We start from the raw sequence: 16,806 nt of genomic DNA on the forward strand, positions 1-16,806 counted from the left end.
AACGCATTAGTCAGACTAATAATTAGTCCGAGTAATTTGAAGGGGCATGGTATGGGCCAGCCCCCATGGGAGGGTTGATCCATGGCACTCAAGCCATTCGCATTCTGCACCGCATCCGTCTTCGCACTGAGCCTTGCCACCGTCGCACAGGCCCAGGACACGGTTGCCGCCCAATCCGACGATCAGCCTGCGCAGACCGAAGAGATCATCGTCACCGGCGTTCGCGCGTCGCTGGCGAGTGCGCAGCGCATCAAGGAAAACTCGATCCAGATCGTCGACTCGATCGTCGCTCAGGATATCGGCAAGCTGCCCGACAACACCGTGTCCGACGCGCTTCAGCGCGTGACCGGCGTTCAGGTGACCCGCGGCGCGGGCGAAGCCGGCACCGTGCTCATTCGCGGTCTGCCGAACACCGCCACGCTGCTTAACGGCCGCGAAGCCTTCACTGGCGTCAACCGCGGCGTTTCGCTGCAGGACATCCCGGCCGAACTGCTTGCCGGTGTCGACGTTTACAAGACCAGCACCCCCGATCTCGTCGAAGGCGGCGTTGCCGGCGTCATCGACGTGCGTCTGCGCCGTCCGTTCGACTTCAACGGCCTGGAGATTGCTGGCGGCGGCCGTGCGGTCTATTCCGACCAGTCCGACAAGTGGGGCTACCTCGGTAGCGCGCTCGTCAGCGATCGTTGGGATACCCCGATCGGCGAAATGGGCCTGATGCTTTCGGCCTCGTACAATCGTCGCCGCTTCGAGGACAACACCGCGTTCGACTTCGTCTCGAACCCGATCGCCGATCCCGCCACCGGCAACATGGTTGGCGTGCCCGACACCGTGGGCGGCCTCTACACCAATGGCGACCGCAAGCGCATGGCGTACAACGGTTCGTTCCAGTGGCGTCCCGCGCCGAACCTCGAAGTCTATGTCGACGGTCTCTACACCCAGTACAAGAACCGCTACGACACCGACTTCTTCGTCGGTCTGCCGAAGGCCGGCAACGTCACCTCCGTCACCCCCAATCCTGACTACCCGGCGCTGGCCGATGGCGTGACGGTCAATGACGCCTACACGATCACCAGCAACCAGGCGTACAAGGACAAGACCACCACCTACCAGATCAACGGTGGCCTCAAGTTCGATGCCGACGACTTCACGACGATCACGACCGAGCTGACGTACAACCGCAGCAAGATCAAGAATCGCAACATGATCGTCGACACGTCGTTCAACGCGCCGACGGCCGTCTACCAGTTCGACGTCGGCGGTACGCCGAACATCGACATCCAGGGCGTCGACCTTACCGATCCCGCCAACTTCACGCTGCGCACGCTGTTCGACAACCACAGCGTCGCAATCAGCAAGCAGTGGGCCTGGCGCGCGGATCTCGAGCACCGCTTCGACGACGGTTTCCTGTCGGCGATCAAGGTCGGCGCTCGCTACACCAACCGCCACGTCAGCTCGCAGGCAACCGCTTCGGTCGGCCTTGCCGCCACGAACCCGGTGCTCGTCAGCACGCTTCCCGAAGATTTCTGGGATCTCTCGCCCAGCGGTCTCGTCAAGGGCAAGGCTGGCATCGGCTCGTTCCTCGATGCCAACGGCGACTATCTGCTGAACAACAGCGACACCGTGCGTAGCTGGTTCGGTCAGCCGGCCGGCGATCGTCCCTACACGCCCGAACTCGCGTTCTTCGACGTTGAAAAGACCTACGCCTTCTACGGTCAGGCTGCCTATCGTTTCGACATCGGTTCGATGCCGGTTGACGGCGTGGTCGGCGCCCGCGTGGTCAACACCGTGCAGAACCTTGCCGGTAATGGCGTCGACAGCAAGCAGAACTACCTGAACGTCCTGCCGAGCATCAACATCCGCTTCGGTCTGGCCGATAACCTGAAGCTGCGCCTGGCAGCAGGCAAGACCATCACGCGTCCGAACTTCGGCGATCTCAATCCGCTCGTGACGTACGTTCCCAGCGGCACGACCGGCAACCAGGGCTATGCCGGCACGGGCAGCGGCGGTAACCCCAACCTCGCGCCGATCAAGTCGGACGCCTATGACGCGACGCTGGAATACTACATCAGCAACAATGCGTCGGTTACGGCAGCGGCATTCTACCGCAAGTTCGACAATTACATTCAGACCTACTCGGCTCCTGAACTCTACCAGGGCCAGGACTGGCTGGTTACCCGTCCGCGCGGCGTGGAAGGTACGCTCAAGGGCATCGAACTGGCCTACCAGCAGTTCTTCGACTTCCTGCCGGGGCCGCTCGGTGGCTTGGGTGCGCAGATCAACGGCACCTACATCGAAGGCAAGAACGACGATCCGATCAACGGCGGCACGCAGCGCCTCGTCAACGTGTCGAAGTATTCGTACAACCTCGTGGCGATCTACGAGAAGTACGGCGTCTCGGCGCGCCTGGCCTACAACTGGCGTTCGAGCTTCGTCGACAGCTACAACTCGGGCGGCACCCAGGCGAGCACCATCGTCGCCGACCCGACCGGCCAGCTCGACTTCTCGATGAGCTACGATGTCACGCCGGCCCTGACGGTCACCTTCGATGCGACCAACATCACCGACCGTACCTACCAGGATCGCTTCAAGGGTCTGAACTCGCTCACGGGCGTTTACACCAGCACCCCGCGCGACACGCGTACTTACGACCGCACTTTCGAAGTGGGTGCGCGCTTCAAGTTCTAACCTGACAAGGCAGGCCGCGGCGCACGCCATTCCGCGTCGCGGTCCGCCATGGGCGGCCGTTCCTCCGGGCTCCTCTCCCAACCAGGCCCGGAGGACGGCCGCATTATTATTTTCGGCACCTGCTGACGCTCGCCAGACCATGAAGGGGTAACGATGCGCGGAAACTTCCGGACGATCCTCGCCACCGCGGCATTTCTTGCGTGCGGGGCCAGCCCGCCGCCCGCCGCATCTTCCCAGGCTTCTGCTGCTGCCGGTAATTCCCGTCTCGGCGCTTCCGTTGCTCCGGCGGCTTCCCCGAAGCTCGACGCCGCCGCCATCGCCAAGGCCCGCTTCGGCAACGATGCCGCCTGGTACGAGCAGCGCATTCCCTTCTTCGAAAGCGCCGATCCCAAGATCGACGCTGTCTATTACTATCGCTGGGGCCTGTTCCGGGCCCACCAGCGCGACCTGGGCGCGCAGGGCTACGTCACCACCGAATTTGCCGATGACGTGGATTGGCAGCGCGAGCCCTATGCCAGCCTCAACGATGCCAGCGGCTTCCACATCGCCGAGGGACGCTGGCTGAACGACCGCCGGTTCACCGACGACTACGTCAATTTCATGTACGAAGGCGGCAACGACCGCCACTTTACCGACCACATGGCGGACTCGGTCTGGGGCCGCTATCTCGTCGACGGTGACCGCGCGGCGGTGTTGGCCCACCTCAAGACGATGCGCCACATCTACCGCCTGTGGGACGAGAAGTTCGACTTTACCAAAGGCCTCTATTTCGTCGAGCCGCTGCTCGATGCCACCGAGTACACCGTCTCCTCGATCGACGCCTCGGGCGGCAAGGACGGCTTCCGGGGCGGCGATTCCTTCCGGCCCTCGGTCAACAGTTACATGTTCGCCAATGCCCGCGCCTTGTCGCGCATGGCGGAAATGGCGGGCGACACGGCCATGGCCAGGGAATATGCCGACCGCGCCCAGGCCCTGCGCACGCGCGTGCTGGCAGACTTGTGGAGCCCGAAGCTGGGCCACTTCGTCGATCGCTATCAGGTCGATAACGAGCATGTGAAGTACTGGGACCAGATCCGCAATCGCGAGCTGGTGGGCTATCTGCCCTGGATGTTCGATCTGGTGCCGGACGATGCGAAGTATTCCCAGGCCTGGGCGCATCTGCTCGATCCCGCGTCCCTGGGGGGCAAGGCCGGGATGCGGACCGTCGAACAGAATTACGAATACTACATGCGGCAGTACCGCTATCTCGGCACCGCGCCCGAGTGCCAGTGGAACGGCCCGATCTGGCCCTACCAGACGACGCAAGTGCTGACCGGCATGGCCAACCTCCTCGATCACTACGACGAGCATGGCCCGGTGACGCGCAGCGATTACATGCGCCTGCTGCGCCAATATACGCAGATGCACTATCAGGGAGAGGGCCGGAGCGCGCGTCTCGACCTCGAAGAGGACTATCACCCCGAGACCGGCAAGCCGATCGTCGGGCTGGACCGCAGCCATCATTACTTCCATTCCGGCTATCTCGATCTGGTGATGACCGGCCTGGTCGGCATCCGTCCGCGCGCGGACGACGTGCTGGAAGTGAACCCGCTCCTTCCGGCGGCGAACGACGCCCAGGCGCTGGGCTGGTTCCACATCGAGCGCGTGCCCTATCACGGGCACGAGGTCTCGGTGACCTGGGACGCGGATGGCAGGCGTTATGGCCGCAAGGGGCTGACTATCGCCGTGGACGGCGCCGAAGTCGCGCATCGCGGCGACCTCGGCCGGATCGAGGTGCCGCTCGCGCGCAAGGCCAACGCGCCGGTCCTGCGTGAGACGAACCTGGCGGTGCAGCTTGTGCGGGGCAACTTCCCCAAGGCCAGCGCGTCTTCCGGAACCGAGGCGGAGAAGCTCCACGACGGCATCGACGGCCGCGCCTGGTTCTATCCCGAACTGCCCAATGGCTGGGATTCCGCCGCCGGCGCGAGCGAGCAGTGGTATGCCGTGGACTTCGGCAAGTCGGTCACGCTGGGTGCCACCGAACTGGCGTTCTTTGCGGACGGCGGAAAGTTCGCGGCGCCGCGCAAGGTCCGGATCGAAGCGTGGCGCGATGGGCGCTGGCAGATCGTGGCGGCGCCCTCTGCCGCGCCGCTGGCGAACGGCGTGACGCGGCTGAGCTGGACGCCCGTGACGGCAGAGCGGATTCGCGTGGCCATGACGCCGGCGGGCGGGAAAGCGATCCGGCTTGCGGAACTCAAGGCTTTCGCGCGCTGATTTCGTTTCCGGCGGGGTTTCCGGCGAGGACGGCAAGTCCCGGAAAGCCCGCCGGAAATTTCTTTCGTTAACCCGGAAGAAACTGCCCTGCGCAAGCCGGAATTAACCGTCGGAGCGTCCCTTTGGGGCATGTCTCACGGCTATCCCTTCGCTTCGTTCGTCGCCGCCGCTTCGTGCTTCGTCGACTTTTCCCTGATGATGCCGGGCTGGCTCGCCGGGATCGCCGCCGCGCACATTGCCTGCGCGGTGCTGTTCATGGGCCTGTTCAAGCACGAGACCGGCTGAAGGCCGTTCCCGTGCCGGTAATCAGGCTCCGGCCTTGCCCGCCAGGAGTTCGGGCGTGAGCACTTGCGGCAGTTGCTCGGCCTTTCCGGCGCCGCCCGCATACCAGACGTAAAGCGGAACCCCGGCTGCGCCTTGCGCCGTCAGGTAGCGCGTGATCTCCGGATCGCGCCGGGTCCAGTCACCGCGCAGCACCACCACGCCCGCTTTCTCGAATGCGGCGCGGGTGTCTTCACGCTCGATGGCGACCTGCTCGTTGACCTTGCAGGTGAGGCACCAGTCGGCGGTCATCCACACGAACACCGGTTTGCCGGCGGCGCGTGCTTCGGCAAGGGCTTTTTCGCTGAAGGGCTTGGCTGCGAGCAGCGAGTCCGACGTCGCCGCGGGCGGGGCAGGGCGCGGCAGCACGACGAGAGCCAGCACCGCGAGGGCCGCGGCGATCAGGGCGGCGGCCCTGGCGGACTTGCCGCGGTGCTGCGCCCGGCCGGCAACGAAGAGCGCCGCCAGGACGAAGAGCAGGCCGGCCAGTGCGGCCAGAGCAAAGCCGGTTCCGCCGACTTTCCATGTCAGCCAGGCCAGCGCCAAGGCGGTCAGGCCCATGGGCAGCGCCATCCAGTAGCGGAATGTCACCATCCAGCGGCCCGGCCTGGGCATGCGCCTGCGCAGCGCCGGAATGAAGGCGACCGCCAGGAAGGGCAGGGCGATGCCGAGGCCGAGCGCGGCGAACAGGGTCATCGCGGGCAGCACCGGCAGCAGCAGCGCTGCGCCCATGGCGCTGGCCATGAAGGGGCCGGTGCAGGGCGTCGCGACGAAGGCTGCCAGAAGTCCGGTCGCGAAAGCGCCCCTGAAATGGCCGGGGCGCGCGGAGCCGGAGGAGGAACCGCTGGAAGACGGGCCGCCCGAGGCGAAGCCGGGCACGGTGAACTCGAACAGGCCCAGCAGATTGGCCGTGATGACGGCGGAGAGAAACAGCAGGCCGACGACGACCAGCGGCTCCTGCAGCTGGAAGGCCCAGCCGACCTGTTCGCCCCCTGCGCGCAAGGCCAGCAGCACGGCGCCGAGACCCAGGCAGGCAAGGATGACGCCCGCGGCATAGGCAAGCCCTTCGATCCGGGCATGCTGTTCGCTCTCGCCGGCACGGGCAAGGCTGAGCGCCTTCAGGCTGAGAATCGGGAAGACGCAGGGCATGACGTTCAGCAGCAGCCCGCCCGCCAGCGCGGCCAGCAGCAGCAGCGGCAGGGACGGCAGCTCAGGTGCCGCGTCGTCGCTGGCCAGCGGCACGCCGCCGACAGGAACCGTGCCCGGGGCGGCGGAGAAGGCGATGCCGTCGCCGGCTGCATTGAGGCGCAGCACCCCGGTCAGCCGGTCCGTTCCGCGCGCGTCGAGCTTGGCGCGGGGCAGGGTGACGATCAGCATGTCGCCCTTCCAGGCGAATTGCTGCGCGCCGGCATAATCGATCAGCTTGTCCTCGCCCACGAAGACATGCGGCCCTTCCAGCGGAGTCGCGGCGGGCAGCGGAATGGCCAGGCGCACCGCGCGGTCATCGAGGCTGAAGGTTCCGGCAGCATCGAGCGGCGCGGGAAGGCGGCGCTGCCATTCGGCGAAGCGCGGGTCGGCCGGGGCGGAAGGGCCTGTCGCAACCGGCACTTCCACGGCGAGATCGGCTTGTTCGGGCACGCAGATCTGCTCGGTGCAGGCCAGCCACTGCGCGCGCACATGCACGGGAATCCGGCTTCCCGGCGCTGCCCCGGCCGGCACCGTGAACGGCACCAGGACCGCATAGTCGCTTTCATAGACATGGTTCATCAGGCCGGAGACCACCAGCGTCTGCGGCACCGGATAGCGCGGCGCGCCCGTCCGGGCGCCGTCCGGCAATGTCCAGTCGAGCTGCATGCCCAGCCCCGCGTCGCCCGGGTTGGACCAGTAGCCGTGCCAACCTTTCTCGGGCGTCATGTGAATGGCGATGGTCGTTTCGCCGCCGGGCGCGGCGGCAGGACCCGCCACCAGTTCGGCGGCGATGTGCGGTGCAGCGGCCCGCGCGGCGAGCGGCATGAGTACGAGCGCCAGCATCTGACACATGAGTGCCACAAACAGGCTATAGCGGCGCTTTTCCATGAAACTCCCGTGCGTTGGGCGGCGCTTGCGTCATTCGCGCATTCCAGACATCGCTGCATCTGCGCCGATTGTGCCGACATTTCAAGGAAGACCCCCGATGCGCCTGCTCTCCTCGTCGCTTGCCCCGCTGGCCCTGATCGCGGCTCTGGCCGTTTCGGCCCCCGCCACGGCGCAGGAAGCACCGGCCGCTCCCGCGCCTGCCGCCGCCACTTCGGCCGTCTCGCCGCAGGGGCAGCCGAAGCTGATCGTCGCGGTTTCGGTGGACCAGTTCTCGGCAGACCTCTTCGCCCAGTACCGCGAGCACTTCACCAAGGGCTTCACCCGGCTGCTGCAAGGCGCTGTCTTCGCCTCGGGCTTCCAGTCGCATGCCGCCACCGAGACCTGCCCCGGCCACTCCACACTGCTGACCGGCGTGCACCCCTCGCGCACGGGCATCACTGCGAATTCCTGGTTCATGCCGGGCATCGGCCGCGCCGAGAAGGAAGTCTACTGCGTCGAGGACGAGACCAACCCGAAATCGACGCCGGACAAGCCGGTGGTCAGCGCCGCGCACCTCAAGGCGCCGACGCTGGGCGACCTCATGAAGAAGCGCAACCCGAAGACCATCAACGCCGCCGTTTCCGCCAAGGACCGTGCCGCCGTGATGATGAGCGGGCATGATACCGATGCCGTCTACTGGATCGGCCCCAAGGGTTTCACCACGTTCGAGAATCGCAAGATCACCAAGGCTGTCGAAGCCGAGAACGCGGTCATGGCCAGGCGCGTTGCCGCAGGTGACGGCGCTCTGCCGGTGCCGGGCTGGTGCGGCAATGTAGACCGCGCGACGCCGATCAAGGACTTCACCATCGGCACCTATCGCTTCCCGCTGGCCGCGGGCGACTTCAATGCCTATTCCAACGGCCCGCGCATCGATACCGCCACTGCCGAAATGGCCGTTCGGATGGTCGACGAACTGGGCATGGGCAAGGATGCCGTGCCCGACGTGCTGTCGGTCAGCTTCTCGGCCACTGACAAGGTCGGCCATGCCTTCGGTACCGAGGGCGTGGAAATGTGCATCCAGATGAACGTGCTGGACGAAGCGCTGGCCACCCTGTTCGACGCCCTCGACGCGCGCGGGATCGACTACGAAGTCGTGCTCAGCGCCGACCATGGCGGCTTCGATGCGCCCGAGCGGCAGAAGCTGCGCGGCAATCCCGATGCCGCCCGCATCGATCCGGCGCTCTCGGCAAAGGAACTGGCCGCTGCCGTTTCGCAGGAAACCGGCATTACCGTGAAGAACGGACCGCTGTTCTACGGTGCGGGCGAGGCGGGCAGCGTCTGGTTCTCGGCCGAACTGACGCCCGATCAGAAGCAGAAGGTCATGGCCGCGCTCGTCGCACGCCTGAAGACCAACCCGCAGATCGCCGCGGTCTACACGCAGGACCAGATCATGCAGTGGCCCGAGCCCAAGGGTAACCCGCAGGACTGGACCATGGAGCAGAAAGTCCGCGCCTCCTTCGTGCCCGGCCGCTCGGGCGAAGTGCAGATGCTGACCGTGCGCGGCGTGGTGCCGGGCAAGCCCGCGCCCTTCAAGGTCGCCTCGCACGGCAGCCCCTGGGATTACGACCGCCGGGTGCCGATGCTGTTCTGGCGCAAGGGCATGGTCGGCTTCGAACAGCCCACCCCGGTCGAGACCGTGGACATCGCGCCGACCCTGGCCGCAACCGTGGGTCTGACCGCGCCCGCCGGCACTTGGGACGGAAGGTGTCTCGACATCGACGCCGGAGAGGCCGATAGCTGCCGTCGATGAACGACTCTGCAGCGACGCAAGACCAAAAGGCGGAATACCGCGACCTGATCATCCTGGGCGGCGGCCTCGTCGGCATGACGCTGGCGCTTGCCGCGGCCCGGGCGGGTATCACCAGCCACGTCATCGACCGGGCTGACCCGGCCGACCTGACCGCCGAGGGCGCGGATGGCCGCGCCTCGGCCATCTCGACGGCGAGCTGGAACCTCTTCACGAATATCGGCCTAGCGCCCGCGCTGAAGAATCTCGGCTGCCCGATCGATTCGATCGCGGTCACCGATTCGATGAAGCCTGGCCGGATCGACTTCACGCCCAAGCCCGAGGAAGGCTCGCTGGGCCGCATGTTCGCCAACCGCGACTTGCGCCTCGCCCTCTTCGCCGCCGCGCGCGAGGAAAAGAACATCGCCTGGCACGTCCGCACCGAAGCGGTACGCCGGGATCGCGGCCCGCACGGGGTGGAAGTGGAACTGTCAGACGGCCGCGTGCTGAAGTCCAGCCTGCTGGTCGCCGCCGAGGGCCGCCAGTCGCCCACCCGCGACGAGGCCCGCTTCGCCCTTGCCAAGTGGGACTACAAGCACCGCGCCATGGTGACCGGGCTGTTCCACGAAAAGTCCCACGCCAACACGGCCTGGGAAATCTTCTATCCGGCCGGGCCTTTCGCCCTGCTGCCGCTACTTGACGACGACCAGGGCCGTCACCGCAGCGCGCTCGTCTGGACGGTCGCGGAGAAGGATGCCGCGGGGATCATCGCGATGCCCGATGCCATGTTCCTCAACGAAGTGGAAAGCCGCATGCACGGCGTGCTCGGCAAGATCACCTTGTCCGCGCCGCGCATGAGCTATCCCTTGCGTTTCCATCACGCCGGTCACGTCATCGACGAGCGGCTTGCGGTGATCGGCGACGCGGCCCACGGCATGCACCCGATCGCCGGGCAGGGCCTCAACCTCGGCCTGCGCGATGTGGGCGCCCTGGTGGAAGTGCTCACCGAGGGCATGCGCCTCGGGTTGGAGCCGGGCGACGCCCAGCTGCTGGCGCGCTATGAGAAGTGGCGCAGCCTCGATACCTTCATGGTCATGTCGGTCACCGATGGGCTGACCCGCCTGTTCGGCATTCCCGGCCGCCTGCCCAGCGCCGCGCGCCGTCTCGGCATGGGCGCGGTACAACGCCTGCCCAGCCTCAAGCGCTTCTTCATGGACGAGGCGCGGGGCATGTCGGGCAAGCTGCCCGAGCTTCTGCAGGCATAGAAAGCGGACCTCCGCTTGCACTGTCGCTTGGACGAAGGGTGCAGCGAGAGGTTCGAGGCCGAAAAAACCACGTCATCCTGAAACAGGTTCGGGATGACGGGCGTGCAGAGGCGTTAGCCGTCCTTGCCGTGCGGGTCTTGCCGGCGCCGGATGCACGAGAGCTTTCGCCCTCGCATCCAGACCTTATTCCGAAGGAACCGCTTCCGAGGCATCTGCCGAGGGCAGGTCGGTGGGCAGAACGCCCGGCGTCGCCAGCGGGCTGGGCTGGTCGACGGCCTGGCCTTCCGCGTCGGTGAGGCGGCGCGGTTCGAGCATGGCGGTGGTTTCCAGCAGGTTGAGCGCGTCCTGCACGTCCTGATAGCGGCGGGCGTCGGCGGTCCAGGTCTGCGCGGCCTGGGCATTGGGCAGGCGCTCGACTTCGCTGATGGCATTGGCGATGCGGCGGGCCGAGAGCATCAGGCGGGCTCGGTCGATGCGGGCCGTGGGCGTCAGCAGGGTCGAGGATTCGCGGCGCACCACGAAGAGGCTGGACAGTTCGCGGCGGGCCTTCTGCCACAGGCTTTCGTCGCTCTGGCTTTCGCTCAATTCGGGCGAGAGCGCTTCGAGGCGAGCGGAAAGCTCATCGATGGTGACCGGATTCTTCGAAAACTCGATCACCGTCTGTACGGCGCGGGGCTGGGCATTGGTGAAGCGCAGGCGGAGCTGGTCAGCCACGTAGCTGAGCGGTTCCCCGCGATCGACCATGCGGCGCGCGGCGAAAGCGATCAGCAGCCCTTCGGCGCGGGCGGCATTGCCGGAAGCGGCGTCGGTCTGGAAATCGATCCGCGAAATGCGGTCCTCGATCAGCGCAAGGCGGCCTTCCACCGAGCTGAGCGAAGAAAGCTGCTCAGGCGAAGCGGGCGCGGTGGCGGCCGGCAGGGCAGGCACCGGGGCTGCCGTCGGCTGCGTCTCGGGCTGCGGCGCGGCCGGGTCTGCGGCGCGCTGCGGCAGGATCTTGTCCAGCAGCCCGTCCTGCGCGGCCCAGACGACGAGCGCCCCGCCCAGCAGGAAGGCGATGAATGCCACGAAGAACAGGCCCCCGCGCGAACGCGGACGCGAGATTGGAGAAGGCTGCGGCGAGGTGAAGTCCTGCATCAAGTGTGGTTCTGTCAGTTTACGATCCCGAGGGGAAGCCTTGGCACATCTCTTCGGCCAAGGCCAGCAGCGCGGCGTCATTGGCGGCGGCGGCGCAGCGCACGGCAGCCCAGCCCTCGCCGGTCCGCGCGATGAGGCGCGGACCTATGATGGCAAGCGCGATCCGCGTCCGCGGGAGTGAAAGCCGGCGGCATTCGGAGGCGAAATGCGCGGCGGCTTCGCCCGAATGCAGCAGGACGAGCGCCGGGTCCTGCAGCAGGCGGGCCAGTTCGGCGGGCATGGACAGTGCCTCGCTGGCGTAGACCTCGCGCGTGGCCATGGTGCAGGGCGCGGGAAGCGCGATGTCCACCCGCTCGCGCCCGGCCAGGCGCAGCAACCTGCGGTGACCGGGATCCAGCTGCGCCATGACCGACTGCAATCCGCCGCGCGCGACCCGCACCACGTCCAATCCGGCCTGCCGCGCGGCTGCGGCCGTCGTTTCGCCCACGGCATAGGCGGGCAGGCCGCGATAGTCCGCCAGCGCCGGTCCGGCCTGCCGCATGGCATTGGCGCTGCCGATCAGTATCGCATCGACCTCTTCGCGCGGGACCGGATGCCACGTCAGCGGGACGATCTCGAACAGCGGAAATCCGCGGGCATCCAGACCCTGCCGGGCTGCCGCCGCGACCGTCGCCGCCCCGCCCGGCTCGGGGCGGATGACGATGACGGGCAGGCGCGGGGCGCTCATGAGGGAGTCAGGCCGGTCCGGCGAAGTGGACGGCGATGGCGGGAACCGCGCGGGCCAGCAGGTCTGCCGCCAGGCGTGCGGGGCCTTCGGGGTCGTCCATGGCAAAGCGGGCCGCACCCTCCACCCGTTCCGCGCCGTCGGGGCTGTAGAGCGCCGCCCGCATCGCCAGCCCATCGCCGTCAAGCCGGGTGAGCACGGCGATGGGGCTGTGGCAATTGCCACCGAGACCGGCCAGCAAGGCGCGTTCGGCCAGGACGGAGGCGCGGCTCTCGCCGTGGTCGACGGCCGCAAGAAAGCCGAGCGTGCGCGCATCGTCTGCGCGGCATTCGATCATGATCGCGGCCTGCGCGGGGGCAGGGAGCCAGTCTTCCTCGTCAAGGGGATGGCCGGTGCCGGTTTCGCCCAGGCGCTTGAGCCCGGCGGCGGCCAGGAAGGTGGCATCGGCCTCTCCCGCCGCCAGCTTGGCCAGCCGGGTGGCGACATTGCCGCGGAACGTCACCACCGTGCAGTCGGGCCGGGCGTGGAGCAGCTGGGCGGCGCGGCGCGGCGCGCTCGTACCCACCACCGCGCCTTGCGGCAGCGCGCGGATGCTCTCGGCGCCCACCAGCACGTCGCGTACATCCTCCCGCGGGAGGATGGCGCCGATGGTGAAGGCTGCGGGGCGAATCGTCTCGACATCCTTGGCCGAATGGACCGCGAAATCGATCTCTCCGGCGGCGAGCCAGGCGTCCAGCTCCTTCGTCCACAGGGCCTTGCCGCCTATTTCCGCCAAAGCGCGGTCCTGGATGCGATCCCCGCTGGCGGTGACGGCAACGATCTCTATATGCGCAGGATCGATTCCGTGTGCCGCGGCCAACCGGTCGCGCGCTTCCTCAGCCTGAGCCATCGCCAGCGGCGACCGACGGGTACCGAGGCGGAAGCCATGTTTTTGCGTGTCTGTTTGCGTCGTCATCGGCGGGTTGTGCTACCCGTCAATGTCGTCCAGTGGAAGGGTCGTTCAGGGAAAGTTGAAATGCGTACGGTACTGGGCATCGAAAGCTCGTGCGACGAGACGGCGGCGGCACTGGTAACCAGCGACCGCACGATCCTCGCCCAGCGCATCGCCTCGCAGGATGAGGCACACCGGCCTTATGGCGGCGTCGTGCCCGAAATCGCCGCGCGCGCACACTCGGAGCGGATCGCGCCCTTGATCGAGGCGACCCTGGCCGATGCCGGCATGACGCTTGACGACGTGGACGCGATCGCCGCCACCGCAGGCCCCGGCCTGATCGGCGGGGTGATGGTCGGGCTCGTCACGGCCAAGGCCCTGGCGATGGCCACCGGCAAGCCGCTGATCGCGGTCAACCACCTGGAAGGCCACGCCCTTTCGCCGCGCCTGGGCGACGGCGCGCTCGAATATCCCTACCTCCTGCTGCTGGTGTCCGGCGGGCACTGCCAGATCCTGCTGGTCGAAGGCGTGGGCAGGTTCCGCCGCCTCGCCACCACCATCGATGACGCGCTGGGCGAGGCTTTCGACAAGTCTGCCAAGTTGCTCGGCCTCGGTTATCCGGGCGGTCCGGCCATGGAACGGCTGGCGCTGGAGGGAGACGCGAAGAAGGTGCCGCTGCCGCGTCCGCTCAAGGGGTCGGAGGAACCGCACTTCTCCTTCGCCGGGCTCAAGAGCGCGGTGATGCGCGCCAAGCAGTCCGGCCAATATGCCGATGCCGATATCGCCGCTTCCTTCCAGCAGGCGGCCATCGATTGCCTGATCGACCGGACGCGCCGGGCGCTGGCCTCGGTCGGCCCGCTCAACGCGCTGGTCGTTGCCGGCGGCGTCGCGGCGAACAAGGCGATTCGCGGCGCGCTCGAAGCGCTGGCGGCCGAGCACGATCTCGATTTCGTGGCCCCGCCGCTCGGCCTCTGCACTGACAATGCGGCGATGATCGCCTGGGCGGGCGTCGAGCGCTTCGCCATGGGCCAGTCCGACCCGCTCGATGTTGCCGCGCGCCCGCGCTGGCCGCTCGACCCGGATGCGGAAACCGTGCGCGGCGCCGGAGTGAAGGCATGAGCGGCTTCGAAAAGACGCGCGTCGGCGTGATCGGCGCGGGCGCCTGGGGTACCGCGCTGGCGCAGTCGCTGGCCGGGGACGGCAGCGACGTGCTGCTCTGGGCGCGCGAGCCGGAACTGACCGCGCGCATCAATGCGGAGCGGCTCAACGACCTCTATCTGCCGGGCGCGGCATTGGCCGACAGCGTCCGGGCCACTTCGGACCTTGCCGAACTGGCGGCGCTGCCGGTGCTGCTGGCGGTCGTGCCGGCGCAGTTTCTGGGCGGCGTGCTCTCGCAGCTTCCCGCCCTGGGCTTTTCCGGTGATCTCGTGCTTTGTGCCAAGGGCATCGAGGCAGGCAGCGGCCGCCTCATGGCCGAGGTGGCCGCGCAGGCAGTGCCCGGCTCCCCCATCGCCGTGCTGTCCGGCCCGACTTTCGCGCATGAAGTGGCGGCCGGCCTGCCCACCGCGGTGACGCTCGCCTGTTCGGGCGGGCAGGCGCAGTGGCAGCGCCTTTCGTCCGTCATCGCGCGGCCGGCGCTGCGTCCTTACTATTCCGACGATGTCATCGGCGCCGAAATCGGCGGCGCGGTGAAGAACGTGCTGGCGATTGCCTGCGGCGTCGTCGAAGGCCTGAAGCTCGGCCAGAACGCCCGTGCCGCGCTGATCGCGCGCGGCTACGCGGAAATGCTGCGCTTCGGTCTTGCGCGCGGGGCCCGGGCGGAAACGCTGTCGGGTCTCTGCGGCCTTGGAGATCTCGTGCTGACCTGTTCCTCTACCTCCAGTCGCAATTTCTCGCTGGGCCTTGCGCTCGGACAGGGGCTGACCGCGGCCGAGGCGCTTTCCGGCAAGAATTCGGTGGCCGAAGGCGCCGCGACTGCCCCCGTGCTGGCCGACATCGCCCGGCGCGACGGTATCGAGATGCCGATCGCCGAAGCCGTGTGCCGCCTGCTGGAAGGCAAGGCCCCGGCCAGTGACGTGGTGGTGCAGATCCTCGCCCGTCCGCTTCGCGCCGAGCAGGAGCCGCTTTCTTGACCGACGGTATCGTGACCCGCACCGCGGCGGAACAGGCAAGCAAGGAACACGACGATATTGCCGCGCTCGCCAAGGGCGGCCGGACCAATCTCTTCGGGTTCTTCCTGCGCCTTGCCGCGCGCATCCCCTTCCTGTTCATCGCCGGTCGCGCCTCGGTCTACGGTCCGGCGGCGCTGGGACGTTTCGCCTCGGCGCTGGTGGTGATCGAGCTGACCTCGATGATCTGCACCATGGGCGAGAAGCGCGGCCTGGCGCAGCGCCTTTCCGATACCGAGGGGCAGGTCCATCCGGCCAACGTGATCGCGGACGGCATGATCATCGCGGTGATCGCCTCTTGCGCGGCATCGCTGTTCTTCTGGCTGGTGCCGGCGCCGATGTTCCCGGGCGGGCACTATACCCAGATCGACCGGCTGATGGTGATCGCCATCCTGCCGCTGACCATGACCGAGATCTGGCTGGCGGCGCTGGCCTACCGCCTGCGAGTGACGCCCACCGTGTGGTCGCGCGCCATCGTCGAGCCCTGGGTCATCTCGATCCTGGCAGGAGCGATGATCTGGATCGCGCCGGAAAGCGGCCTGTCCATCGCCTATATCGGCTCGATCTTCGCGGCAGCGGTGATGGCCTTCATTCCCTTCTTCCGCGAATATGGCCTGCCGCAGGGCTGGCGCCCGCGCCCGCGCCAGATGCAGAAGCTGGCCGTGCGATCGCTGCCGATCGCGCTTGCCGACACGATCGAATGGGGCACGCGCCGCGTGGACCTCTTCCTGCTCGGCTTCCTGGCTCCCGCCGCGGCGGTGGGCGTCTATTATGCCGCGCAGCAGGTCGCCAGCCTGCCGCAAAAGCTCAAGACCAGCTTCGAGCCGGTGCTGGGACCGGTCATCACCCGCAACCTGAAGGAAAAGGACTACGCCGCGATCGCGCGGCAGGTCTGCCAGGTCGGCTTCTGGATCACGGCGGCACAGGCGGGCATTGCCCTGGCGCTGGGCATACCGGGAGAGGGCGTGATGGGCCTGGTCGGCCGCGAATTCGTGGGCGGCACGGGCGCGCTGGTGTTCCTGCTGGCTGCCGAAGTGGTGGCGGCGACCGCAGTGGTGAGCGAGGCCGCGCTCGTCTACGTCGCCCGCATGCGCAACCTCGTCGTCTCGGTCCTGACCATCGCCCTGCAGGCGGTGCTGACCCTGGGCGGCATTCTGGCCATGCAGAAGCTGGGCTACAACTCGCTGTTCCAGGCGGCCACGGCCGCGGCGGCACTGATGCTGGCGCTGGGCTTCGCGTCGCTGGTCAAGTCGAAGATGCTGGCGGATTTCCTGAAGGAACCGATCAACAACTGGCGCTGGGCGCTGGTGTGGGCGGCGGCGCCGGCGGTGGTGCTGGGCTATCTGGCCACGCAGTTCCTGCCGGAGTGGGCGGAACTGGCCTTCGGCATTCCGGCCATCCTGGGCTCCTACTTCCTGGTGATCTGGAAGAAGGCGTTCGGCCCGGAAGACCGAAAGCTGTTCCAGAAAACCAAGACGGCGTGA

Annotated in this window: 12 protein-coding genes; 8 read left to right on the plus strand and 4 right to left on the minus strand. The window is 67.5% G+C overall.

Annotated features, from left to right (window positions below; translation table 11 throughout):
- Positions 1 to 81 precede the first annotated feature (81 nt).
- From EDF58_RS18795 to EDF58_RS25940, 3 genes are all read left to right on the plus strand, one after another.
- The gene (locus tag EDF58_RS18795; protein WP_132268333.1) at positions 82 to 2,685 is read left to right on the plus strand and encodes a TonB-dependent receptor; all 2,604 of its coding nucleotides are present in this window, start codon (positions 82 to 84) and stop codon (positions 2,683 to 2,685) included.
- A gap of 153 nt (positions 2,686 to 2,838) precedes the next feature.
- Positions 2,839 to 4,938: a discoidin domain-containing protein gene (locus tag EDF58_RS18800; protein ID WP_132268335.1), complete on the plus strand. Its 2,100-nt coding sequence runs from the start codon at positions 2,839 to 2,841 to the stop codon at positions 4,936 to 4,938.
- Between the two features lie 129 nt (positions 4,939 to 5,067).
- On the plus strand, positions 5,068 to 5,223 hold the full coding sequence (locus tag EDF58_RS25940; RefSeq protein WP_165921479.1) for a hypothetical protein: 156 nt from the start codon (positions 5,068 to 5,070) through the stop codon (positions 5,221 to 5,223).
- Positions 5,224 to 5,244: 21 nt separating this feature from the next.
- Here the strand turns inward: EDF58_RS25940 and EDF58_RS18805 are convergent, their stop codons facing one another.
- On the minus strand, positions 5,245 to 7,335 hold the full coding sequence (locus EDF58_RS18805; protein ID WP_132268337.1) for a protein-disulfide reductase DsbD domain-containing protein: 2,091 nt from the start codon (positions 7,333 to 7,335) through the stop codon (positions 5,245 to 5,247).
- A 97-nt stretch (positions 7,336 to 7,432) separates the two neighbouring features.
- On the opposite strand from EDF58_RS18805, the gene EDF58_RS18810 reads away from it, so the two are divergent.
- Entirely contained in the window at positions 7,433 to 9,124 is a 1,692-nt protein-coding gene (locus EDF58_RS18810; RefSeq protein WP_132268339.1) for an alkaline phosphatase family protein, read from the plus strand.
- Complete coding sequence (locus EDF58_RS18815) at positions 9,121 to 10,365, plus strand: FAD-dependent monooxygenase (RefSeq protein WP_132268341.1); 1,245 nt, start codon at positions 9,121 to 9,123, stop codon at positions 10,363 to 10,365. Before EDF58_RS18810 ends, EDF58_RS18815 begins: the two co-directional genes overlap by 4 nt.
- Positions 10,366 to 10,548: 183 nt before the next feature.
- Here the strand turns inward: EDF58_RS18815 and EDF58_RS18820 are convergent, their stop codons facing one another.
- From EDF58_RS18820 to hemC, 3 genes are read right to left on the minus strand one after another with little or no spacing between them, the layout of a single operon-like run.
- Positions 10,549 to 11,499: a hypothetical protein gene (locus EDF58_RS18820; protein ID WP_132268343.1), complete on the minus strand. Its 951-nt coding sequence runs from the start codon at positions 11,497 to 11,499 to the stop codon at positions 10,549 to 10,551.
- Positions 11,500 to 11,518: 19 nt separating this feature from the next.
- On the minus strand, positions 11,519 to 12,226 hold the full coding sequence (locus EDF58_RS18825; protein ID WP_132268344.1) for a uroporphyrinogen-III synthase: 708 nt from the start codon (positions 12,224 to 12,226) through the stop codon (positions 11,519 to 11,521).
- 7 nt (positions 12,227 to 12,233) lie between these two features.
- Positions 12,234 to 13,178: a hydroxymethylbilane synthase gene (hemC, locus tag EDF58_RS18830; protein ID WP_132268346.1), complete on the minus strand. Its 945-nt coding sequence runs from the start codon at positions 13,176 to 13,178 to the stop codon at positions 12,234 to 12,236.
- A 60-nt stretch (positions 13,179 to 13,238) separates the two neighbouring features.
- Here hemC and tsaD point away from each other — a divergent pair, with 60 nt between their 5' ends.
- Genes tsaD through EDF58_RS18845 form a run of 3 tightly spaced genes read left to right on the plus strand, consistent with a single transcriptional unit; the run spans position 13,239 to position 16,806 of the window.
- Positions 13,239 to 14,273 (plus strand): tRNA (adenosine(37)-N6)-threonylcarbamoyltransferase complex transferase subunit TsaD, encoded by a 1,035-nt coding sequence (tsaD, locus tag EDF58_RS18835; protein ID WP_132268347.1) that lies wholly within the window; start codon positions 13,239 to 13,241, stop codon positions 14,271 to 14,273.
- Positions 14,270 to 15,286, plus strand: a complete 1,017-nt coding sequence (locus EDF58_RS18840) for an NAD(P)H-dependent glycerol-3-phosphate dehydrogenase (RefSeq protein WP_132268349.1) — start codon at positions 14,270 to 14,272, stop codon at positions 15,284 to 15,286. The genes tsaD and EDF58_RS18840 overlap by 4 nt, the downstream gene beginning before the upstream one ends.
- On the plus strand, positions 15,283 to 16,806 hold the full coding sequence (locus EDF58_RS18845) for an oligosaccharide flippase family protein (protein ID WP_243654366.1): 1,524 nt from the start codon (positions 15,283 to 15,285) through the stop codon (positions 16,804 to 16,806). Before EDF58_RS18840 ends, EDF58_RS18845 begins: the two co-directional genes overlap by 4 nt.

Source organism: Novosphingobium sp. PhB57 (assembly GCF_004342985.1).
Taxonomy (GTDB): Bacteria; Pseudomonadota; Alphaproteobacteria; order Sphingomonadales; family Sphingomonadaceae; genus Novosphingobium.